The organism is Nonomuraea sp. NPDC005650 (assembly GCF_040605375.1).
Lineage (GTDB): Bacteria > Actinomycetota > Actinomycetes > Streptosporangiales > Streptosporangiaceae > Nonomuraea.
This window is the reverse complement of record NZ_JBEXCR010000006.1, coordinates 195,364-216,163: the sequence shown is the minus strand read 5'-3', so window position 1 is coordinate 216,163 and position 20,800 is coordinate 195,364. Positions and strand designations below refer to the sequence as shown.

The 20,800-nt window shown below is 69.3% G+C and carries 19 protein-coding genes; 8 read left to right on the top strand and 11 right to left on the bottom strand.

Annotation, left to right across the window (positions count from 1 at the left end):
* Positions 1 to 4: 4 nt before the first annotated feature.
* From ABZS69_RS12580 to ABZS69_RS12555, 6 genes are all read left to right on the top strand, one after another.
* Positions 5 to 1,624 (top strand): nitroreductase family protein, encoded by a 1,620-nt coding sequence (locus tag ABZS69_RS12580; protein ID WP_355370236.1) that lies wholly within the window; start codon positions 5 to 7, stop codon positions 1,622 to 1,624.
* Positions 1,625 to 1,651: 27 nt separating this feature from the next.
* Positions 1,652 to 4,429 (top strand): lantibiotic dehydratase, encoded by a 2,778-nt coding sequence (locus ABZS69_RS12575; protein WP_355370233.1) that lies wholly within the window; start codon positions 1,652 to 1,654, stop codon positions 4,427 to 4,429.
* A gap of 19 nt (positions 4,430 to 4,448) precedes the next feature.
* Positions 4,449 to 5,534, top strand: coding sequence for a lantibiotic dehydratase C-terminal domain-containing protein (locus tag ABZS69_RS12570; RefSeq protein WP_355370231.1), 1,086 nt, complete (start codon positions 4,449 to 4,451; stop codon positions 5,532 to 5,534).
* A 38-nt stretch (positions 5,535 to 5,572) separates the two neighbouring features.
* Positions 5,573 to 6,727: an acyl-CoA dehydrogenase family protein gene (locus ABZS69_RS12565; protein WP_355370228.1), complete on the top strand. Its 1,155-nt coding sequence runs from the start codon at positions 5,573 to 5,575 to the stop codon at positions 6,725 to 6,727.
* 322 nt (positions 6,728 to 7,049) lie between these two features.
* Complete coding sequence (locus ABZS69_RS12560; protein WP_355370226.1) at positions 7,050 to 9,263, top strand: BTAD domain-containing putative transcriptional regulator; 2,214 nt, start codon at positions 7,050 to 7,052, stop codon at positions 9,261 to 9,263.
* Positions 9,260 to 10,099, top strand: a complete 840-nt coding sequence (locus tag ABZS69_RS12555) for an AfsR/SARP family transcriptional regulator (protein ID WP_355370223.1) — start codon at positions 9,260 to 9,262, stop codon at positions 10,097 to 10,099. Before ABZS69_RS12560 ends, ABZS69_RS12555 begins: the two co-directional genes overlap by 4 nt.
* Here ABZS69_RS12555 and ABZS69_RS12550 read toward each other — a convergent pair.
* From ABZS69_RS12550 to ABZS69_RS12500, 11 genes are all read right to left on the bottom strand, one after another.
* Positions 10,062 to 10,979 (bottom strand): C1 family peptidase, encoded by a 918-nt coding sequence (locus ABZS69_RS12550; protein WP_355370220.1) that lies wholly within the window; start codon positions 10,977 to 10,979, stop codon positions 10,062 to 10,064. The genes ABZS69_RS12555 and ABZS69_RS12550 overlap by 38 nt on opposite strands.
* Entirely contained in the window at positions 10,976 to 11,839 is an 864-nt protein-coding gene (locus tag ABZS69_RS12545) for a phytanoyl-CoA dioxygenase family protein (RefSeq protein ID WP_355370217.1), read from the bottom strand. Before ABZS69_RS12545 ends, ABZS69_RS12550 begins: the two co-directional genes overlap by 4 nt.
* The gene (locus tag ABZS69_RS12540; RefSeq protein ID WP_355370214.1) at positions 11,836 to 12,483 is read right to left on the bottom strand and encodes a TfuA-like protein; all 648 of its coding nucleotides are present in this window, start codon (positions 12,481 to 12,483) and stop codon (positions 11,836 to 11,838) included. The genes ABZS69_RS12545 and ABZS69_RS12540 overlap by 4 nt, the downstream gene beginning before the upstream one ends.
* Before the next feature lie 26 nt (positions 12,484 to 12,509).
* Positions 12,510 to 13,859, bottom strand: coding sequence for a YcaO-like family protein (locus ABZS69_RS12535; RefSeq protein WP_355370211.1), 1,350 nt, complete (start codon positions 13,857 to 13,859; stop codon positions 12,510 to 12,512).
* Positions 13,856 to 15,076, bottom strand: coding sequence for a 50S ribosomal protein L11 methyltransferase (locus ABZS69_RS12530; protein WP_355370209.1), 1,221 nt, complete (start codon positions 15,074 to 15,076; stop codon positions 13,856 to 13,858). The genes ABZS69_RS12535 and ABZS69_RS12530 overlap by 4 nt, the downstream gene beginning before the upstream one ends.
* Entirely contained in the window at positions 15,073 to 15,726 is a 654-nt protein-coding gene (locus ABZS69_RS12525; protein ID WP_355370206.1) for a flavoprotein, read from the bottom strand. Before ABZS69_RS12525 ends, ABZS69_RS12530 begins: the two co-directional genes overlap by 4 nt.
* On the bottom strand, positions 15,723 to 16,616 hold the full coding sequence (locus tag ABZS69_RS12520) for a phosphotransferase (RefSeq protein WP_355370203.1): 894 nt from the start codon (positions 16,614 to 16,616) through the stop codon (positions 15,723 to 15,725). Before ABZS69_RS12520 ends, ABZS69_RS12525 begins: the two co-directional genes overlap by 4 nt.
* Positions 16,613 to 17,629, bottom strand: coding sequence for a T3SS effector HopA1 family protein (locus ABZS69_RS12515; RefSeq protein WP_355370200.1), 1,017 nt, complete (start codon positions 17,627 to 17,629; stop codon positions 16,613 to 16,615). Before ABZS69_RS12515 ends, ABZS69_RS12520 begins: the two co-directional genes overlap by 4 nt.
* Positions 17,626 to 18,723 (bottom strand): phosphotransferase, encoded by a 1,098-nt coding sequence (locus ABZS69_RS12510; RefSeq protein WP_355370197.1) that lies wholly within the window; start codon positions 18,721 to 18,723, stop codon positions 17,626 to 17,628. Before ABZS69_RS12510 ends, ABZS69_RS12515 begins: the two co-directional genes overlap by 4 nt.
* On the bottom strand, positions 18,724 to 18,951 hold the full coding sequence (gene tvaA / locus ABZS69_RS12505) for a thioviridamide family RiPP peptide (protein WP_355370194.1): 228 nt from the start codon (positions 18,949 to 18,951) through the stop codon (positions 18,724 to 18,726).
* 217 nt (positions 18,952 to 19,168) lie between these two features.
* The gene (locus ABZS69_RS12500) at positions 19,169 to 19,354 is read right to left on the bottom strand and encodes a hypothetical protein (RefSeq protein ID WP_355370191.1); all 186 of its coding nucleotides are present in this window, start codon (positions 19,352 to 19,354) and stop codon (positions 19,169 to 19,171) included.
* On the opposite strand from ABZS69_RS12500, the gene ABZS69_RS12495 reads away from it, so the two are divergent.
* Positions 19,353 to 19,532: a hypothetical protein gene (locus tag ABZS69_RS12495; protein ID WP_355370189.1), complete on the top strand. Its 180-nt coding sequence runs from the start codon at positions 19,353 to 19,355 to the stop codon at positions 19,530 to 19,532. The two genes, ABZS69_RS12500 and ABZS69_RS12495, sit on opposite strands and share 2 nt — an antisense overlap.
* Positions 19,533 to 19,578: 46 nt before the next feature.
* Positions 19,579 to 20,526, top strand: a complete 948-nt coding sequence (locus tag ABZS69_RS12490; protein ID WP_355370187.1) for an AraC family transcriptional regulator — start codon at positions 19,579 to 19,581, stop codon at positions 20,524 to 20,526.
* Positions 20,527 to 20,800 lie beyond the last annotated feature (274 nt).

Genomic DNA, 20,800 nt, shown 5'->3' with positions numbered 1-20,800 from the left:
ATGCATGGACACAGAGCAGGCCATCGACACGGCGAGCGACTATTTCGACGCGATCGTGCGCCGCAACCGATCGCCGATGGAGGACCTGGGCTTCAAACCCGATTGGGCCGACCAGCCACGAAAGCACAATGTCTATCCTGGCGTCAGCCCGATCCCGCTACCGGCCGCGAAGGTCCCGCTCGCCTCTCTCGAAGAGAGCCTGGCCGGGCAGGTGCCCGCGAACGGCGGCGCGTTCACCATGCCGATGCTCTCCGAGATGCTGCGGGACTCCTACGCCTACGGCGGGCGGCGGCTGGCTGTGACGGTCAACGACGACTCGGTGGCTCTGCCGCATTATCCGCTCGCGATCTGGTCGCGCGGCACGGCGTCCGGCGGCGGCCTGTATCCGCTCGAAATCTACTGGGTCTGCGGCCCCGGCGGACCGATGTTGCCGGGCGTTTACAACTACTCGGGGGCACAGCATGGCGTCCAAAGGCTGCTGATCGGTGACGTGACGAGCCAGGTGCGTCATGCGATCGCGCCGGCGGAGGCCGCGGGCGACCAGTTTCTGCTCGTGACCATCAGGTTCTGGAAGAACGCCTTCAAATACCGGACCTTCAGCTACCACGCGGTCACCATGGACGTGGGAACGGCGCTGGGGACCTGGCAGTTGTGGTCACGGGCGGCGGGAATTCCGCTGCGCCCGCTGCTCAATTTCGATGAGGAAGCACTCAACGGGTTGCTGGGCGTGCGGACGCACGAAGAAAGCGTGTTCGCCGTGGTGCCGCTGCCCTGCGGCGAAAGCCCCGCTCCGAAGGGTCGACCCGAGCTTCGGGTCACCGCCGTCCCCAGGGAAAGGTCGCGTACCGTCGTCCGGCATCCCATGGTCGAGCGCGTACACGCCTCGACCGTCACCGCTCAATCGCCCGGCGGTTCACCGGCTGAGCGGCTGAAGGCGGCGAGCCCGGGTCACGACGGCGGCAGGGGCGGCGAAATCAAGCTGGCCGATCCGCTCCCGCTCGACGTCACCGTGCGGAAAGCCCTGCGCGGTCGTCGAAGCAGCTTCGGCAGGTTCAGCGCACAACACAGCCTTGGACAGGCCGAATTGGGTGCGGTGTTGCGTGCCGGCACCCTCGGAGCCCGGCTCGTGTCGGACGTCAAGGATGCAGCCGGCACGCCGGCGCTGACCAGGTTGGCCGTTCTCGCCAACCATGTCGACGGCGTCCCCCGGGACGCATATGACTACGACGTCGCCGCCAACACGCTGCTGCCCCTCGGCGTCGGGGTGAGCACCTCGTTCCTGCAACGCAATTACCTGCTGAACAACTACAACATGGAACAGGTCGCCGCCGTCGTCACGGTGCTGGCACGGCCGCACGCGGTGATGGCCGCCACCGGTCAGCGGGGTTACCGGTTCCTCAACGCGGAAGTCGGCGCCGCCGCCCAGGCCATGTATCTGGCCGCGGCCGCGGTGAACATCGGCTGCGGGGCCGCGCTGGGCTTCGACAACGTGTCGTACGTCGAGCACCTGGACAGGCGGCGGGACCTGAGCCGCGATGACGATGACCAGGAGTGGCCGTTGCTGATCGTGATGCTGGGACACGAGCGGCAGAAAGCTCCTGACTTCCACTTCCGACTCAGTTGATCTCACCGACCCGAGGAGGTGATCCCGGTGACAGACCGGGATTTCAGGCTTGGCACGGGGGCGCCTGCCACGGTGGACGGCGCCCCGGCGGACCACGAGAACGGCAGGCAGTGGATAGTCACACCGCAGTTCATGCTGCGGGTGGCCGGGATGCCCATCGACGCCGTGGCCCCTTTGGGCAACCCGCGGGGGGTGCGATGGGCCGACGCCCTGCTGGCTGCCGAGGCCGCCATGGACACGGCGAAGCAGGTGATCGCCGACGCGCTGCAGGAGTCCATCGCGGACAACGATGATGAGCATCAGCGTCGTCGGCTCCTCACGCTGAGGCGGGACGTCTTCAACCGCCGGCTCCCCAAGAACCTGGCATCGGCCAGGGCGCTCGCCGAACATCTTGACGATCAGGGCCGCGACGCCCTGCTCGCCTGGCTGGACCGGCGCGCCGCCTATGAGGAGGAGCTCCGGCAGGGCACCGCCGTCCTGGCAGAGGAAGCGGACCAGGCGCGCGTCCACCTGCGTGAGCTCGCCCGCGATCCGAGACTGCGCAAGGGCGTGTTGCTGGCGTCTCCTTCGCTGGACCGCTACCTGCCCGCCTATCTCAACGCCGGGGCCGGCCCGCTGAACAAGCGAGCGCGCCGCATCGAGCGGTCGCTGCTGGAGTACGTGTACCGCACCGCCTGCAAGACGAGCCCTTTCAGCACGTTCACCGCGGTCGCGCTCGGGCGGTTCGTGCCCGGCGGCGGGTCCGTCTTCCCGGCGATCGACCTCGACGTCACCTGGCGCAGCCACGCTCGCCTCAACGTCGCGGCGCTGGCGCGCTTGATAGACGTCATCGTCGACCAGCTCGCCCTGCGTCCGGAGCTGCCGGTGCGCCTGACGTCAGGCTCGCGGGCGGATACGGAGCGGGTGCGCTACGTGCGGCGGGTCCGGGTGGTCGGCGACGACGACACCCCGATGGGCGTGGACAGCATGCGCGAGAACCTCTTCTACCTCCCCCAGGGCACCCTGCTGCAGGAGGTCATGCGCATCCTGGGCGAGCGGACGGAGGTGTCCTTCGGGGACCTGGCCGAGCTGCTCAGCACGGCCGACCGGCCGAACCGATCCCCTGAGGACGTGCGCGAGTATCTGAGGCGCCTGCTCCGGCTCGGCCTGCTCGTGGCGCCGACCGTGCATCTGGACGTCCACAGCGCCGACCCGGTGGAATCGTTCCGGCACGGCCTGGTGCGGCTGGAGACGCCGTGGGCACAGGCGGCCGCCGACAGGCTCGGCGACATCTCAGAGCTGGTGAAGCGGTACCCGTCAGCCGATCACGAGGCCCGCCGGAAGCTGATCGGCACGATCCGGGCGGGCCTGGAGGAGACACAACGCGAGCTCGGCGCGTTGAAGCCCAGCACGCCGAGCAACCTGGTGTACGAGGACGTGTGCGTCACCGGCGCCGGCGCGGTGGCCGACCCGGAGGCGTGGCGGCGGTCGCTGATTCCCTCCCTGCGTCAGGTGGCGCGGCTGTTGCCGCTGTTCGACTCCACGGTGCCGCAACGGCTGAGCCTGCACGGATTCTTCACCGCTCGCTACGGAATCGGCGGACGTTGCGATGATGTCCTGCGCTTCGTGCACGAATTCCACCAGGACTACTTCGCCCACTACCTGAAGGTCACCTCGCGGCCGGGTTTCGACGAGGACGGCGCGTTCGTCCCCGACCCGAACTGGTTGCGGTTGCCGGAGGTGGAGGCGATGGGGGAGGCACGGAAAGAACTGATACGCCGCATGAAACCGGCCGCGGCGTCCGACACCGACGTGCTGCTCGACGACGAGTTCGTCGACGAGGTCTCCGGCCTGGTGCCCGGCCATCTGCTCGACCTCGAGCCGCGAAGCTTCTTCGTTCAGCTGGGCGACGACGGCGGTGAGCCGTTCGCCGTGGTGAACCAGACCTACAGCGGTCTGACCCTGTTGTTCTCCCGCTTCATGCACTGCTTCGACGACGGCGAACGCGGTGGGCTGGCCGCTGAACTGCGTGACGAACTCGCCAAGCTGCAACCGGACGACGCGGTCTTCGCGGAGGTCACGGGCGGCTACGACACCACGAACCTGAATCTGCACCCAGCGATCACACCGTATGAACTGGTCTGTCCTGGCGACGTGAGTTTCCGGAGCGAGTCCGAACAGATCACGGTGGACGAGCTCAGCGTGCTCCACGACGAGAAGACCGGCCGGCTGCGGCTTCACTCGTGGCGCCTGGGCCGCGAAGTCATCCCGGTCTACCTGGGCTTCATCATTCCACCGGCACTGCCCAAGGTGCAGCGGACGATGCTGCTGTTCTCCCGGACCATATTCGCCGCGATCGACATGTGGGGCGGCACGCACGTGAACGAGCAGATCACGACGATCAGGAGCCGGCCAAGGGTCCGCTTCGGCGACGTGATCGTGTCAAGACGCAGGTGGACCGTACACCCTGACTTCTTCCCCGCGGGCACCACAGCGGACGGCGACGCGGAGTCGTTCCTCGCCTGGCGGAGGTGGCAGCGGGACAACGGCCTGCCGCAGCGGGTCTTCGCCACACTCGGCGTGGCGCCGCTCAAGCCCGACACGAGCAGCGCCGTGCCGACGTTCAAACCACAGTACGTCGACTTCGGCAGCGCCCTCTCACTCCAGTTGCTGAACCGGTTGGCGCGTGAAGGCAACCGCCTGATCGTTTTCGAAGAGATGCTGCCGGACATCGAGCAGATCTGGCTGAAATCGGCTGAAGGACGGTACGTGGCCGAGCAGACCATCGAGCTCACCGGCACGACCCGGCCGCTGCGCGGTCATTGATCAGACAGGGGAAATACCGATGACATCAGAGCCGTCTCAGGCGCGGCCTGCCCCGCCGCCGGGGGAGTGGCAGGCGCTGCACATCTTCTACAGCGCCAATTCCCAGCCGGTTCTCACCGACTGCGTCGCACCGCTGGTGCGCGACCTGCGCAGCCGCGGACTGCTGGAGAGGTACTTCTTCATCAATTACTGGATGGAAGGCCCGCACGTCCGGCTACGGCTGAAGCCGGTTACGGAGGCGGCCGTGCCCGCGGTCCGCGCGGCGGCCGAGTCCGCCGTCCAGGAGTTCCTGTCGAGCCGGCCTGCGCTTTACGAGTTCGACCAGGACATGTTGAAGGCGCAGGACAATCTGTTCGTCATGGAATATCCCGACGAGAATGAGCGGCGCCGGATGTACCCGGACGGCCGGATACCCGTTCAGGACAACAACACGTTCCACTACCGCGCCTATCAGCCGGAATACAATCGCTACGGCGGATCTGTCGGGGTGGCTCTCGCGGAGCGGCACTTCGAATTCTCGAGCGACCTGGTGATCAGGCTGCTGCAGACGGCCAACGTGCATGTCCGGCCGGTCCTGCTGGGCCTGGCCGCCCAGCTCATGATGATCAGCGTTTCCATTTTCCTGCGGGACGCCCGCTGGATGTCGAGCTTTCTGGAGCGTTATCACGATTACTGGAACTCGTCGTTCGGCCTCGACTATTGGAGCTCGTCGTCCCGCATCGTCGAAGGCAGTGCCGCCAGCTATCGCATATGTTACGACTCGATGAAGGACGGGCTCGCCGCCCGGTTCATCGACACGCACAACGCCATTCAGCGAGGAGAGCCGGACCGGCTGACCGGCTTCCGGGCAATGTGGGCACGACACTGGGAGACCCTGCGCGAACAGGTGTTGGAACCCGGGCTTGCCGGCCGGCTCACCTTCCTCAGGGCATTCAGCTCCAAAACGCCCAAGGTTATCTCCGATCAGGAAGTGCTGCTGCCGCACCTGCTCGCGTCGTACATACACATGACGAACAACCGGCTCGGCCTGACGATAGCCGACGAGGCTTATTTGGCGTACATCCTGGCGCGTACCCTCCAGGACAATGTGGCCTCCGCGTCCTGACGCCGTGAATACGTGTCCCCACGAATTGAGATGAGCACATGACCATGCAGATATCCAACCTGCTGGATCTTCCCGCGCAGCTGGAGCCCGCCATCAGGGCGGCCGCCGGCGAAATGGAAGCCGGGCGGGACCTCCCCGAGAAGCTGGTGCGGGAGTTGCGGGACGGCGGCGCCTTCCGCCTGCTCACGCCGCAGGAGCTCGGCGGCTTCGAAGCCCCTCTGGAGACCCTGCTGAAGGTGTACGAGGGGTTCGGCCGAATCGACGCCTCTGTGGGATGGATCGTGTGGAACGCCAACTGGGGATTCATCGGCGCGCTGCTCGACGAGCCGGGCAACGCCCGGATCTGGGGATCGGGTCCCGAGCCGGTCTTCGCGAGCTCGAGCATGCTGGGGACCGCCGTGCCGTGCGAAGGGGGTTACCGGCTGTCCGGTTACTGGAAGCTCGTCAGCGGTGTCAATCGCGCCGACTGGCTCGTCGTGGCCGGCCTCGTCGTGGAGGACGGCAGTGTGCGCCTGACGGAGGCGGGCATTCCCGACGTGCGGTTCTTCGCGCTGCGCCGGGGCCAGGCGTCCGTCAAGGACACCTGGCACGTCAGCGGCCTGCTCGGCTCGGGGAGCAACGACGTCGTGGTCGAGGACGCCATGGTGCCGGACGAACTGGTCGCGCGCGTCGACGTGCCGGCCCGCGTCCGACGGCCCCGCTACCAGGGCTACATTCCCGCGCTCGTCCTCCCCGGGTGCTCTGCCGTCGTCCTCGGGGTCGCCCGGACCGCCATCGAGGAGACGGTGACCCTCGCGGTCTCCAAGAGGACGATCACCGGCGGCACGCTCGCCGAGTCGGCGCACGCCCCGGCGGTCATCGCACGATCCGAAGCCGCGCTGCGGGCCGCCCGGCTGCTGCTGCTGTCCGCGGCGCGGGACCTCGACCTCGCCGCGGAGAGCGCCGAGCCCGTCACTCTGGAGCAGCGAGCCGCGCTGCGCGCCGCGATGAGCCACGCCGCGCAGGTCAGCCGCGACGTGCTGGCGGCCATGTACGAGCTCGGCAGCTCTGCCTCGATCTATCGGGACAACGCCGTCGAGCGGCTCTTCCGCGACGGGATGGTGGCACTCCAGCACAACAACCACTCCGCCGGCTACTTCGAGGCCGCCGGACGGGTCCGCTTCGGCATCGACCCCGCCCTGCCCGTCTTCTGACGGACGAGGTTGTCGAAGGTCACTCGACCGGGACCCGTCGTGAAAGCGCTGCCGGTGATTCTTCCGCTATCCCGAATGCGCAGCGAATCAGACGTAACACGGATATTGCCGGCAACTGCGTGCGGATAGGCTCGGCCGCGCGCCGCATAAAATGCGGCGGAAATCGACGTTTTCATGACGAGGAATTCGCGGAAGGATTTCTTCACACGGTGCCGCCCTGCCCTTTCCCCCGCGTGCCTGGTGCTGGTCCAGCGCAGGTCCGTAACCGTCCGTCAATACCACCGAGTCGTCCGGACCACCTGAGGATGAAAGGCCGGTCCGCATGACCACGGGCGCGGGCAGCGGTCTGCACGTGGCTGTGCTGGGCCCCTTCGAAGTGCGAAAGGGGGCGGCCCAGGTCGAGCTGGGGTCGAGTCGCCTGCGGACACTGCTGGCCGTCCTGGCGCTGTCGGCGGGCGAGACGGTGTCCGTGGACCGGCTGGCCTCGGTGTTATGGGCGGAGGCTCTGCCGGACAACGTCCGGCGCAGCGTCCACACCTATATCGCCCGGCTGCGTAACACGCTCGGCGCCGAGGTGATCCAGACGACGTCGCTGGGCTATCAGCTGCAGGTGGCCCATGACCGGGTCGACGCGCTGCTGTTTCGTCAGCTGCTCGCCGAGGCGACGCCGGCGCGGGGCACCGAAGCCGAGCTGGCCACTCTGGAGCAGGCGCTGGCCCTGTGGCGGGGGCAGCCGTTCGAGGGGATCGATTCCCCGGCGCTGCACGGGACCGACGCCTCTCACCTGCTGGAGCTTCATCTGTCGGCCGCGGAGCGGTGGATCGACCTGGGCTTGGCCGCGGGACGCCACGGCGAGCTGGTGCCCGAGGTGCGCAAGCTGGTGACCCGTCATCAATGGCACGAGCCGTTGTGGGGACGCCTGCTCCTGACGCTGGACGGCTCCGGCAGACGGGCTGAAGCGCTGTCGGTGTACGAGCGGCTCAGACGCAGGCTGAGCGAGGAGCTGGGCACCGCCCCCTCCGTCGAGCTGCAACGCATTCACGCCGATCTGCTGCAGGATCGGGCGGAGTGGGTGGTGCCGATCCCGCCACGCCAGCTCCCGCCGGACGTGGCCGAGTTCACCGGCCGGGACGAGGAGCTGAAGCGGCTGGACGGGTTGCTCAGCGGGAGCGGCAGGGTCTGCGTCATCACCGGCACCGCCGGCGTCGGCAAGACCTGCCTGGCCGTGCACTGGGCGCATCGGGCCGCCGAGCGCTTCCCGGGCGGCCAGCTGTACGTCGATCTTCAGGGATTCGGGCCGGGCGAGAACGAGCTGGACCCGCACGAGGCCCTGTCCGGCCTGCTGCAGACCTTGGGCGTGTCCAGACACCGGATTCCGGTGGATCTGCAGGCCATGGCCGCGCTGTACCGGACACTGCTGGCAGGCCGGCGTGCGCTCGTGCTGCTCGACAATGCCCGCGACGCGGAGCAGGTACGGTGGCTGCTGCCCGGCGACACCGAATGCACGGTTGTGATCACCAGCCGGCAGGGGCTGAACAGCCTGGTCAGCCGGCACGCGGCTGAGCTGCTCACGCTGGACGTCCTCACCTACCGCGGCTCCCGGCAGTTGCTGATCCGCCGGCTGGGCCGCGAGTGCGTCGAAGCCGACGCGCGCGCCACCGACGAGATCATCGATCTGTGCGGGGGGCTTCCCCTCTCCTTGGCCATCGCGGCGGGCCGCGCGGCCGCGACGCCGTTCGCCCCGCTCACCGCGCTCGCGAAGGGGCTGCGTCGCGTCCGTACCGACATCGGCGTGCTGGCCACCCGGGACGCCCGCACCGACATGCGCACCGTGTTCTCGCGCTCCTACGACCTCCTGCCTCCCGGCGCGGCCTGCCTGTTCTCGTTGCTGGCGATCCATCCGGGGCCGGACATCGCCCGACCGGCCGTGGCCAGCCTGGCGGCCGTCGACCAGTTGCGGGCCGACCGGTTGCTGGACGTTCTCCTGGAGGCGAACCTGGTGGCCGAGACCGTTCCCGGCAGGTTCACGCTGCACAGCCTGCTTCGCACGTACGCGCACGATCTGGCCCGCGCCGCCGACGCCCAGCTCCATCGGCAGGCGGCACGACGGGTGATCGAGCACTACCTGCACACCGCGCACGGAGCCGCGCGGCTCCTGGCGCCGGCGGCGTCTGCGATCGTTCCCGCGCCCCCGGCGCCAGGCGTGCGGCCGGAGCAGCTCGCACACCGCCGGCAGGCGCTGGACTGGTTCCGGGCCGAGCACACGGTCCTGCTCACCGTTCTGCGCCAGGCGCTGACGGACGACTTCCCCTCCCATGCCATCCAGCTCGTGGCGGCTCTGACGCCCTGGTGCGATCACCAGCGCGACTGGTACACGAAAGCCGACCTCCGGCACCTCGCTCTGCAAGCAGCCGAACAACTGGGCGACATCCGGGTCGCTCACGACGAGGATCCGGCGGGCATCGAACTGGAGAGATCAGAATGCCAAGAAGGGTTTCCGCGCCAGTCGGCGATGTCTCCGCGTGTCACACCGTGATCTTCACGATCCTGGGTCCTGTCGGCGTGCTGGCACAGCAGGAGGCCGCACGGAAGGCGGCCGACGAGCAGCTCTCGGAACATCGGGTGCGAGGTCTGCTGGCCGCGCTGCTGCTGCGGCCCAACAGGTTCGTGGCCCACACCACGCTGGCGGGCCTGCTCTGGGACGACCCGCCGACCGGATACCGCTCCAACCTGCGCACGTACGCCTCCCGTCTGCGTCGTTGCCTCAACGCCGTGGACCCTTCGAAGGTCCGGCTGGAGTCGCTGAAAGGGAGCGGCGAACACGGCGGGGGCGGCGCGTACCTCCTGCGTGTCGGAGAGATGGAGCTGGACGCCGACGTCTTCCTTCGGCTGATCGCCCGTGCGCAGACCATGAGGCGGAACGACGACCACGAGTCCGCCGTCCGGCTGCTGAAGCCGGCCTTGGCGCTTTGGCACGGGCCGGCCGGCGGTTGCGACGTCGCCGGGTCCGGCCGGCTGCTCGCCCAGCTTGACGCGTTCAACGACCTGCGGTTGATCACGCAGGAGGATCTGATCGCGGTGCGGCTTCAGCGCGGGGAGCACCGGCTCGTCATCCCCGAGCTGAGGGCGCTGCTGGCCGACCACCCCTACCGCGAGGGCGCCTGGGCGCAGTTGATGTACGCCTACCACTGCTCCGGGGATGTCGAGAAGGCCCTGCGCACCTACCGTGAAATGCGGGAAATCCTGGACAAGGAGCTGGGGGTGGAGCCGGGTGACGAGCTGAACCGGCTGCACCGCGCCGTCCTCGACCGCGACGACGCCAGGGCACGCGGCGTCATCTGGCCGGAGCCGGACCGCCTCGCCGTGCGGTGACGGATCGTGATCCGCCGACGGCCGGGGAGCCGATCCGGCCCGGTGCCGGAACGCGATCATCGGCCGGGCGGCGGCCCCGCGTGGCCACCCAGCCCGGCTCGATCGCCAGCCAGCTGTCGCGGACCGGCCCTTGACGGACGAACGCGAACGGCAGCCACCCGTAGCCGTCCTCACCCCACCCCGTTCCCCAGCTGTTGCGCACCCGGAACGCGCCGGTGAGCCCGGGACCGCACGGCCGGTTCTCGTCGTAGCCGACGAGCAGCACCACATGTGTGCCGAGGAGCGCTTCCCCGAGCTGCGGAACAGGAAAGATCCCGTCGGCGAACGACCCGCTCGTCGAGACGTGCAGCGTGACCTCGAAGACGACCGGAACGCCCACCGCGAGCGGCGCCTTCAGGAACGTGAGGAGTCTCTCCGGCCGCATCGCGTCGCCCGCGAGCCGCCGGAGCTGCAGCCGCGGCGCGCTCGACGGGTACACCTCCTCGGGCGGGTCGTCGTTGACGCGGTTCGGATCCAGCGGCCAGCTCGCCTCGTCGGCCAGGCCGTAGCGCGTCCATGCGGCCAGGCTGAAGAAGACGTGCGAGCCGTCGCGGTCGGGATCCCCGCCGAGCCTGCGGGAGAGGCGGTAGTTGAAGAGCAGAGAGGGCTCGAACTCCCGCCCCTCGGCCCGCCTCGCGTAATAGGAGGCCATGGCGGTGATCACCGCGGAGCTGCACAACGGCTGTTCGCCCTGGTCGATGACGGCGGGAAACCATCGCTCGATGGAATCCGTCGCCGGCGGGAGCCCCGTTCCCGCCGGGGCGCGCGCCGACCACGGAGGCGCGAGGCCGGTCCCCGTGGTGCGGAAACCGTCCTTGACCGCGATCTGCCAGCCGGTCACCCGGCCCGCCTGGCGTGCGCCTCGCGCAGGACCGCGACCAGCCGGGCCTCCCGCATCGCCACCGCGGCGCGAAAGGCGCGCAGCGCTTCGGGAGCGAAGTCCGAGACAGGGCGCGGCTCGGAGGCGTAGTACCCGTGACGGTCCTCGCCGCGCGCCAGAAGTGCGCTGTCGGCTCCATGCGTAGGCCGCACGGCGGGGTTGACGTAGTCGACGGCGAAGCAGAGCCGCTCCGTTTCGCCCAGGCTGGGGCCCGAGCTGTGGACGGTGGCGGGGGTGTGCACGGCGCACTGGCCGGGTTCGAGGTCCACGCTGAGAATGTCCTCTCGCGCGATCTCGTACTCGGCCCGCTCGCCCTGGAGGAGATCGCTCATGGAGGCGCCGGTGAAGCCGTGCGGCACCAGCCCGCCCGCGTGCGAGCCGCGGCAGTACAGCATCGTGCCGTTCGCTCTGCTCGTGGGGGTGAGAGCGATCCAGATCCGGATCGCGCGCCCCTCGAAGCCCTCCCATCCGTAGTACGGGGCGTCCTGGTGCCAGGCGAGGCGGGCAGGGCTGTGCTCGGACCGCTCGAAGACGTTGGTGGACCACACCAGGAGGTCGGGGCCGATCAGGCTTTCCGCGAGGTCCAACGCCGCCTCGTGGTGGACCAGCGCATCGGCCCATCGCGTCAGCAGGTGGATCTTGGGGGAGTTCCAGCGCTGCCTCAGCAGCCCGCCGGCCCGCCGGGCGATCTCGCGGTAGGTCCTGAGCGCGGTGGCGTACTCTCGCGCCTCCTCCCGGTCCAGCAGTTCGACCGGGAAGAGGAACCCGTCGGCCCGGAAGCGGGTGAGCCGGTCCTGTCGCGTCGCGGTGTGGTTCCTCATCCCAGATACTCCCTGATCGCGGCGAGCAGCAGCCGGGCGTCGTCAGCCTTGGTGTCGGGCGCCTCGGAGGCGAAGAACCGGGCGAGCGCCTCATGTTCCCCGGCGGGCAGAGCGGGCTTGACGACGTGCAGGGTGTTGCGCGCGGTGCGCTCGGGGAAGTACAGCTTCTTCGCCGCGTCGACGAAGGTCGCTCCGGTCCCGGCGGTGATCAGCCCGCGGTCGACCGCCGCGTCGACGGCGAACCGAAGGTTGATCATGGGATCGGACGCGGCCGCCCCGGTCTCCTCGTCGTAGATGATCGCCACCTCGTCGTCGGCGTCGACGGCCCCGGACGCGTACGCCTCGTAGATCCTCCCGATGCCGATCATTCCCCAGGGCGCGCACTCCGCGGCGCGCAGGGCGCCCATGCTGGAGGAGCCATAGACGCGTACGCCCTGGTCGACGGCGGTGAGGACCTCCTTCGGCGAGATCGACAGCGACGACAGGAACCGGCCGTCCACGATGCCGATCACCTCGGGCGGCTCGGGCCGGCGCAGCAGGGCGTCGATGTCGCCGCGCTGGATCGGCGGCAGGTACTCCGCCTCGAGTTCCCTCAGCGCCAGGGCCGGGGACAGGCTCGGTCCGAGAAAGACCGCTGCGCGCATGGCGTTCCCTTCTACGGTCACGGTGGTCAGCCCGCCTCGGCGAGGGACAGACGGCGGTCGAGCTCGGCGGCCGTGCGGACGGCACGGTTCCACGCGGTGGCGGCCCGGTGGCCGAGCCTGCTGTGATCGACGCCCCAGGACTCCAGCCCCGGCACCAGCAGCCGGACCACGGAGATCGGGATCTGCGGCGGGGACAGGTCGACCACGATGGCCCGGGTCATCCCGATCGCCCGAAGGCGGTCGAGCATGAAGCGCACGTCGTCCATCACGTCGCCGTGCCGATAGGAGGCGATCTCCCGGGCGTCGAGGATCTTGTTCACCGGCTTCCAGAGCCAGCCGCCCTTGTCCACGGTCGAGGACCGGTGCACGTGCAGCATGTGCTTGGGCACCTCCGTGTCCGGCAAGGAGATGTCCTCCCGCATCGCCTGGATGTCCACCGCACGTCCTTGGGCACACTCGCTGATCGCCCGCGCGATCGCGACCTCGACGTCCGGGTGGGTGCCGAAGCCGGCGTGGTTGTGTGCCGAGGTGGCCGTCAGCTCCTCGGTGGTCGCCGCCACGAAGGTCGGCACGCCGATGTCATTGGTCAGCTGGACCACCCGCATCTCCAGCCGCGCGTCGTGGACCCGGGTGACCAGGTCCTGGGCCCGCGGCGGCAGTGTGCCGATGTCCAGGTGCGGGTGCTGCTCCTTGAGCCAATCGGTGATCGCGGCGGCGTGCCCCGCGCGGTCGTCCCCCTGCAGCACCCGGCCGAGCTTCGTGCTCAGCAGTTCGGAGATGGTGATGGCGTCGCGCTCGATCACCTCGCACAGCGCGTGGCACACCGCCTCCTCGAGGCTGTTGCCGGAGGCGAGCCCGTTGGTGGTGGTGATGCGGTAGCAGGGCGCCTCATGGTACTTGGCCACGTAGCCGGCCGCGTCCTGGGGGACCAGCACCGGTTCGTCCGAGAGCAGGTCGTGGCCCTGAGCCCAGGAGATGGGCAGGTCGTCGGAATAGTGCGGGGCCAGCTCCAACAAGTACTCGGCGGGGTGCAGCACGCTCCGCCCCTCGGCGCGCAGCTCCGCGTACGAGGCGATGGCGGCGGGCATGCGCGGCAGCCATGCGGAGAAGCGCTCCATGGCCTCCATCACGGCCGAGGTCTTGGCCTGCAGCGGGGTCATGCCCTTGCCGTTGTAGACGGAGATGATGTCGTTGGAGCGCGGGGAGATCGCGTTGTAGACCGGGATGCCGATCCGGTCCAGCCACGTGATGTCGGCGACCCGGGTGATGCCCGCGCGCAGGAGATGCGGCTCCACGCGCGACCAGGTCTCCTCGGCCGTGATCTCCCGGTGCACGCCGCGGCCGTCGACCTTGGGCACCTGAGTGCGCAACTTCATGATTCCCCCTGTTCCTGAACAAGCTCGACACGAGCCCGGCCGTCACCCTCGTATCGGTAACTCAGCGTGATCAGGTCTCCGGGCGCGACCTTGAGCTCCTCGGGGAAGGCCCAGCCGGCGCAGTACCAGTGGCTCTTCTCACCGCCGTCCCAGGGAGCCGTGGAGAGCACCGTGGTGGGACCGAGCTGCGCCTCGAAGTAGACGAGGGCGGTGTTGAGCAGGCCCGGCCGGCTGACGGGCACGGTCACCCGGTTCTCGAAGTGCCGTACGTCCTGGTGCAGGTCGACGGTGAACAGGGGTTCGGGCTCCGAGAGCCGCTCCCAGGTCCGCACGTGCTCGGGCCGTTCGTAGAAGCCCGCGGAACGGGAGAGGTTGCCCTCCAGCATCGGCGAGAAGTCGATGCCGTACCGGCTCTGCCAGCGCACGATGTGCGAGGGCAGGATCCGGTGCCGGGAGCGGAAGTCGACCGGCATGTGGGCGAGGTAGACCTTGGCGCGCAGCGAGCCCGGGATCAGGCGGGCGTCGTCGCTGAGCAGGCGCCGCCGGGCGTCCTGCAGGTTCTCCCAGATGACCATGTCCAGGCCGTCGTTGCCGATGATGTCGGTGGTGAGGACGGTCGCCTTCTCGGGCAGTTCGGTGGTGCTGGACCAGCCGCGTACGATCGTGACCCGGTCGGCGAAGCCGTTGCGCTCCACCACGCGGGCGGCGAGGTCGCCGGTGCGGGCGGGCTCGACGGCGTACACGTGCCGGGCACCGGCGCGGGCCGCCGCGACGGCCAGCACACCGCAGCCGGTGCCGAGATCCAGGACCACGTCGTCCGGGCCGACCACCTCGTCGATGGCCTTGAGGAACTGCGTCTTGCGAACCGGGTCCTCGAGCATCGTGACGTCCAGATACGTCTGTCCGTACCCGCCGATGGGGAACATCAGCTCCGAGTGGCCCTCAGCCGGGTCGGGGGTGAGCAGGCCGGCCCCGGTCATGGTGGTGAGCGTCGTGAGCAGCTCGTCGACGGCTCGCCTGCCCTTGAGCCGCGGGCGAAGCCGCTGCATGGCCTCGGCGACGGTCACGGGCTCGTAGAACACGTCGAGGAGGGACAGCGCGTGGGGGCCGAACTCCCAGATCCGCCGGTCGTGGTGCACCCGGACCCGATGGGAGCTCTCCACCTCGATGAGCAGTTCGGGGACGCGACGGAGCGTCACGTCGGGCGTCAGGGTCAAAGGTTCCTCCTGCTCTCACTGCTCGCGGCATCCGCGACGGGGGCGGACGTGGACGGGACAGTCCCGGGGTGGCCCGCGGCGCGGGTCAGAGCGGCGATCAGCGGGGCCCGATAGTCGCCCATCGAACCCTTCTCGTCCGCGCCGGAGGCGAGCGAGTGACCCGTCCGCGGCTCCACCACTTCGAAACCGTCGGCTCTGAGCTGCGCGACGTTGCGCCGCACGACGGGCTTGTTCCAGGTCGTCTCGCTGGTGGAGGGCACGACGACGGTCGGGCATGACACGGCCATGAGCGTGGAGCTGACGAGGTCGTCCGCGATGCCGTGGGCGAGCTTGCCGACCAGGTCCGCGGTGGCCGGCATCACCAGGCCCACCTGCGCCCACTGGGCGACGGACACGTGGGAGCGGTCCTCAAGGGGAAGGTCGTCCCAGTCGCACATCACCTCGCAGCCGACGACGCGCCGGAACGAGTCCTTGGTGACCAGCCGCAGCGCCATCGGTGTCAGCAACACCCTGATCCGTTTCAGCCCGAGCCGGTCGGTCAGCCAGAGCAGGATGTGCGGCACCGCGAGGGCCGCGACCGAGCCGGAGACGCAGACCAGCAGCCGCACCTCGCTCAGATCGAGGTGGGGTCCGGTCCGGGGCCGTGTCACGCCGTCACCGCCACCGCGAACCGTCGCCACTGCGCCTCCAGCCGCGGCAGCGCCACGGCCGGGTCGCCCCCCGCGGGCCGCCACAGCGTGCTCTGGGCGCAGTGCTCCAGCAGCCGGTCGGCGACGAGGCCCACCAGCCGGTCGGCATCGGCCACCGCGCCGTAGCCGTCGAGGAACGCCGTCGCCGCGGGGTCGTCCGCCAGCTCGATGAGCGCGGCCGCTTCGACCAGCTCGGCCAGGAAGAAGGCCAGGTCACGTTGTGGGTCGCCGAGCCCCGCCTCCCGCCAGCCGAGCACCACCGGCCGATCGGTGTCGGCGCACACGCCCGTCGAGAACCGGCCGTGCACGACCACCGGGTCACCGGCGAACGGGGCGACGGCCGCCGCGCCGCGCGCGAGCCCTCCGCCCTTCAGCCGACGCCGGGCGGCCTCGACCGCCCGGGCCGCCGGCGATCCTTCGGGCAGCCAGGCCGGGCCGTCCCGGCGGGGCAGGTCGGCGGGTGGCGCGGCGTGCAGCCGGGAGAGGAAACCGCCCAGTGCCCGGCAGACGGGTTCCAGGTTGCCGCGCTCGGCGACGTACGCCCGGTCGCAGAGCAGCGCGGGGGTGGGCAGCGCGGGCCACGTGGCCAGGCCGGGGGTGGGGAGCGTGGGGACGGCGGCGAGCACGGCGGCGTCCCGGGGCAACACGGTACGCAGCGTGTCGAGCTGCCGTGCGTCCAGGTATCCCGGGTTCTGCCGTTTGTCCCGTTCCGCCCAGCGGTAACCGGACGGGGTGCGCACGCAGGCCCGGAGCAGGAACGGCCCGTCCATGCTGCGTACGAGACCTTCGACGGCCGGGGTGCTCCCCACAGGACCGCCCGGCCGGTCGGCGGCGTCGGTTGCCGTGCTCACGGCACCCGCACCGGCTCGGCGTACGGCGCCTCCATGCTCAGCCCCTCCCGTGCGTAGCGGTCGCGGATGACGGCCAGGCGGCCGGCCGCGTCGCTCACCCCCTGCTCGTGCGCCTGGACCAGCGCCTCGGCGACGAGCAGGCAGCGGTGCTCGCCGAAGCTCAGCAGGCGTCCGGGCACCTGGGGCTCGACGGCGAAGGAGATCCCGAATTCGAGCGGCAGCGCCAGCCGCGGGTAGTCGTCACGCAGGACGGCGCGCACCTTCGCGCACATCTCCAGCAGGGCCGTCCGGTGGTCCGACCAGGCCTCCGCGCTCAGGAAGAGCACTCCGGCGTCGCGCCGGTGGTAGGCGGCCGGGTGGTTGGCCATCTTGAACTGGAAGGGAACCTCCAGCGCGTTGAGCGTCGAGGTGACCGCCCCCATCAGGGCCGGGGCCCCGAGGTGCCCGTCCAGGCTGAAATAGACGCGGACCAGGCCGTCCTCGCGTTCGGCCACGCCCTGGTCGCCGATGGCCATGTACCAGCCGAGCAGGGCGTACCGCATGCTCGGCGGGAAACGCACCGACACCGGTGCGCCCACCTTCACTTCGCCGTCCGGTCCGGCCGCGACCAGCTCCTGCGGGGCGGCGCTGAGCGTGATGCCCTCCCCGTGCACCAGGAAGCGCTGCCCGTCGTGCCCGGTGATCCGCCAGCCGGGGGAGAGATAGCCGCGTCCGGTGTTGTGCCCGTGAAGCTGCTCGCTGAACGTGTAGTCCTCGTAGTCGGGGATGGTGGCGACGGCCGTGCCGCCGCTCATGAGGATCTGCGCGGCCGCGTCGTCCCCCGCGTAATACGACAGGTAGATGAGCTTCGCCAGGTAGGTGACGACCGGGTGGCCGGCGCTGGCCGCCATGTCGCGTGGCGGCTCCAGGGTCCCGAATCGCGGGTGGGTGAAGGTGGAGGCGTCCTCGATCACCACCTCTTCCGCGATCTCATGGAAGAAGTGGAGATAGGGGTTGTCCGTCTCGCCCGTCATCGCAGGATCGCCTCCGGAGCGGGGTTCTGGATCAGCTGCTTTCCGTACAGCAGGCAGAGGTGGCCGATCCGGCCGAGAGCGCCCAGGAGCTGCAGCCGGCTCGCCGCCTGGACCAGCAGGAGGATGCCCGCGTACCGGAAGATCCGTTCCTCGTGGGGGTGCTCGAGCCCGGCCAGCCGGCGGTAGGCGACCAGGAAAGTGCGGATGTTGTGCCGCGCCGCGCGAGGTCCGTCCGGATCGCCGTGGCGGCGCAGGGCGGCGGTGAGGAACTGGCCCACCAGGGTGCCGAGGTCGAAGCACGGGTCGCCGAACCCGGCGGCCTCCCAGTCGATGACGCGGACGGGCGCGGGCGCCCGCGGGTCCAGGGCCAGGAGGATGTTGTCGTCACGCAGGTCGAAGTGGATCAGGCTGTCCGGCCTCCACCCCGCGTGAATCTCCAGGAAGTCCTGCTGGAGCTCCTGCATCGTCCGCAGGTATACGTCGAAGTCGATGCCGCAGCCGTGGGCGTACTCGTGCGGCGTGGGGATCGTCGACTTCGGCACCGGCGGCCGCAGCAGCCAGTCGGGGTACTCGGCGTAGGCTTCCTCGATCGACGCGCGGTGCAGTCCCGCCATCGCCGCGGCCAGCTGGACCAGGTACGCGACGTCCACCACGTGGGTGTCCCGGATCACGTCGCTCAGGCGTACGCAGTCCTGCATCACGTCCAACGCGATGGTCCCACTCTGGCGGTCGCCGGCGAGCAGGCGCGGTAGCGCGGCCCGGGTCCGCGTTGGAAGGTCGAGCCGGTCGAACAGGCTCAGCATCACGTACTCGTAGTCGTGGTCGTGCTCGACGTCGGTGTCCGGCCACTTCAAGAGCCGGGCGTCCCCGTCGGCGAGTTCGACCATCAGCACGAGCCGCCGCGAGACGCGCTGACTGACCCGGACCACGGAATCCGGATCTATGCGCAGCGCGGCGAATACCGGGGCGAGCTCCGCGCTGCGGTGATCGAACTGCTGCGTTCGGCGGGGCGCGCTCCGCCGACCCGGACGCGGGGTGTGGAAACCCAGCGTCCGGGCGCGCAGGAGCTCGTCAGCCCCTGAATCTGGGACCATCTAGCAGTGCACCCCGGCGGTGACGATAATGCCGGTGAAGCTGCCCTGGATGCCCTCGTCGGGAGACAGACCGACCTTCTCCTCCAGGAACTGCTGCAGGTCCTCCGGGGAGACGCCGGCCAGCTCGCTGAACGCGGTTTCGGACGTGTCGAAGTCCGCGGCCGATTCCTCGGCGCGAATCTGCGCGACGATCTCGTCGAGATTGTGCTCGGGCATGATCGCTGTCATGGACCTCTCCGTGGTTCGGCATCCGCTGGATGCATGAGGAACAGTGAACGGCTCAAGTCTGGCCACGGGCCGCATGCCGAACGCATGGCTGCCGCCGTGGCGCGATCGCGGCCACTTCGTTCGACGATGCGCTCGTTTCCGCTATCCCGAATGCGCAATGGATCAGACGTAACGTGGATATCGGCTGCCGCCGCGCGCCGCTAGGCTCGTGCGCGCCTCATACCACGAGGCGGAAATCGACGCCGGATGTGCACGATGTCCGCGCGCGAATGAGACCGCATCCGTTGCCCGCCATCGCCGGAGCGTTCTGCGTCACCGCGCATCCGCCCAGGTAGCCGGTAACGGTGCCCTCCATCACGAAGAGGCGGGCCCACAGCAAGAACATGTGAATGGAGAAAGACATGAGCGAACTGGTCGAGCCGTTCCAGATCGACATCCCGCAGTCCGCTTGTACTGGTTCACGGGCACGGGGGTGTCCGCGGCCCTGGGTCGAGCACGACCGCAGCCGGCACTTCCCGGCGATGGAGGCGCCCGAGCAGCCGGCCGAGGACCTATCCGCTTTCTTCGACGGTCTCAGGTGACGCGGCCGTCCGCGCTGACCGTGCAGTAGGCAGGGGGATCAAGACCATGAATGACTTGATGATGTTCAAAGGCGGCGTAGAGGAAATGCGGGCGCAGGTCTCGCAGAACTTCTCGCCGCACGGCCTCAAGGTCATCAAAAGCCATTCAAAAGGTGGCCGATACAGGCTGCTGCACCGCGGGGGCATCGTCTTGCACACGCTGGCGTACGGGGCGGAAATCCGGGTCGCAGTACCGGAGCTGCCCGACTTCTACAACATTCACGTGCCGTTGACCGGTGGTGGACGACTGACGATCGGGGGCCAGGATGTCGCCGCACCGCTCACCATCATCGGCCCTCGGCGGCGTATCGACATGAACTGGAGCGTCGATCACGATGTAATGATCATCCAGATTCCTGAGGTGCTTGTCGATCGCGTCCTTGAGGATCAGCTCGGCGATGTCCCCAAGAAAGACATGTACTTCGAGCCGCAAGTCGTCGATGCGAGCCCCCTGGGGCGAGCACTCACCGCGCTTTCCCGCCCCGCCACGGCAGGCAGAACGTTTCCCTTTGCGGCCTCGTCTCTCGCCGAACACCATTTCGAGCAGTTTTTGCTGCAGACCATGCTCGGCTCACAGCGCCATACCTACTCTGCCGACCTCGGCCAGCCCAGTGCCCCATTGACCTCCGCGGCGCTTCGACGCGCGCGCCACTTCTGCGAAGAACACGCCGCCGAGCCGATCACCCTGACGGACATCGCCACCGCGGCCAGGGTGAGCGTCCGTGCCCTTCAATCGGGCTTCCGTGAACACCTGCAGACAACGCCGATGGCTTATCTGCGCAATGTACGGCTGGCCCGGGCTCACGCCGATCTTCTCCACATCGCGGCCACCGGCGGCCAGACCACTGTCACGGAGGTGGCGCTCCGCTGGGGTTTCACGCATCTGAGCCGGTTCGCCTTTTTCTACCGCCAGACCTACGGTCAGGCGCCCTCCGTCACCCGGCGAGCACGATAGCGAAGGCGGCGCTTGAGGCCGGGAGCCGCGTGCGACCGGTTGACGGCCCGCCGGTGACGAACCGGGAGCCGACGTCACCGGGCCCGACCCGGCACCCGAGTGCCAAACCGGAAGCGTGCCTGCCCCGCTGCGACGGCACCCCGCTCCGTACTCGCCGGGGCACCTGCGGGGGCCGAGGCATCAGCTCGTACGGCACCGCTACCTGCGCCCCACTACGTGGAGGTCGGCCGGCCCGGTCGAGCCCGTCGGCGGCGGCGAGGCAGGAGCTTGCCCG

Excerpts from the sequence above, each read along its gene's own strand:
- ABZS69_RS12545 (WP_355370217.1), bottom strand. The coding sequence starts at position 11,839 with ATGAGGAACCACACCGCGACGCGACAGGACCGGCTCACCCGCTTCCGG.
- ABZS69_RS12580 (WP_355370236.1), top strand. The coding sequence starts at position 5 with ATGGACACAGAGCAGGCCATCGACACGGCGAGCGACTATTTCGACGCG.
- ABZS69_RS12510 (WP_355370197.1), bottom strand. The coding sequence starts at position 18,723 with ATGGTCCCAGATTCAGGGGCTGACGAGCTCCTGCGCGCCCGGACGCTG.
- ABZS69_RS12500 (WP_355370191.1), bottom strand. The coding sequence starts at position 19,354 with ATGTCTTTCTCCATTCACATGTTCTTGCTGTGGGCCCGCCTCTTCGTG.
- tvaA (WP_355370194.1), bottom strand. The coding sequence starts at position 18,951 with ATGACAGCGATCATGCCCGAGCACAATCTCGACGAGATCGTCGCGCAG.
- ABZS69_RS12560 (WP_355370226.1), top strand. The coding sequence starts at position 7,050 with ATGACCACGGGCGCGGGCAGCGGTCTGCACGTGGCTGTGCTGGGCCCC.
- ABZS69_RS12515 (WP_355370200.1), bottom strand. The coding sequence starts at position 17,629 with ATGACGGGCGAGACGGACAACCCCTATCTCCACTTCTTCCATGAGATC.
- ABZS69_RS12570 (WP_355370231.1), top strand. The coding sequence starts at position 4,449 with ATGACATCAGAGCCGTCTCAGGCGCGGCCTGCCCCGCCGCCGGGGGAG.
- ABZS69_RS12495 (WP_355370189.1), top strand. The coding sequence starts at position 19,353 with ATGAGCGAACTGGTCGAGCCGTTCCAGATCGACATCCCGCAGTCCGCT.
- ABZS69_RS12490 (WP_355370187.1), top strand. The coding sequence starts at position 19,579 with ATGAATGACTTGATGATGTTCAAAGGCGGCGTAGAGGAAATGCGGGCG.
- ABZS69_RS12565 (WP_355370228.1), top strand. The coding sequence starts at position 5,573 with ATGACCATGCAGATATCCAACCTGCTGGATCTTCCCGCGCAGCTGGAG.
- ABZS69_RS12540 (WP_355370214.1), bottom strand. The coding sequence starts at position 12,483 with ATGCGCGCAGCGGTCTTTCTCGGACCGAGCCTGTCCCCGGCCCTGGCG.
- ABZS69_RS12535 (WP_355370211.1), bottom strand. The coding sequence starts at position 13,859 with ATGAAGTTGCGCACTCAGGTGCCCAAGGTCGACGGCCGCGGCGTGCAC.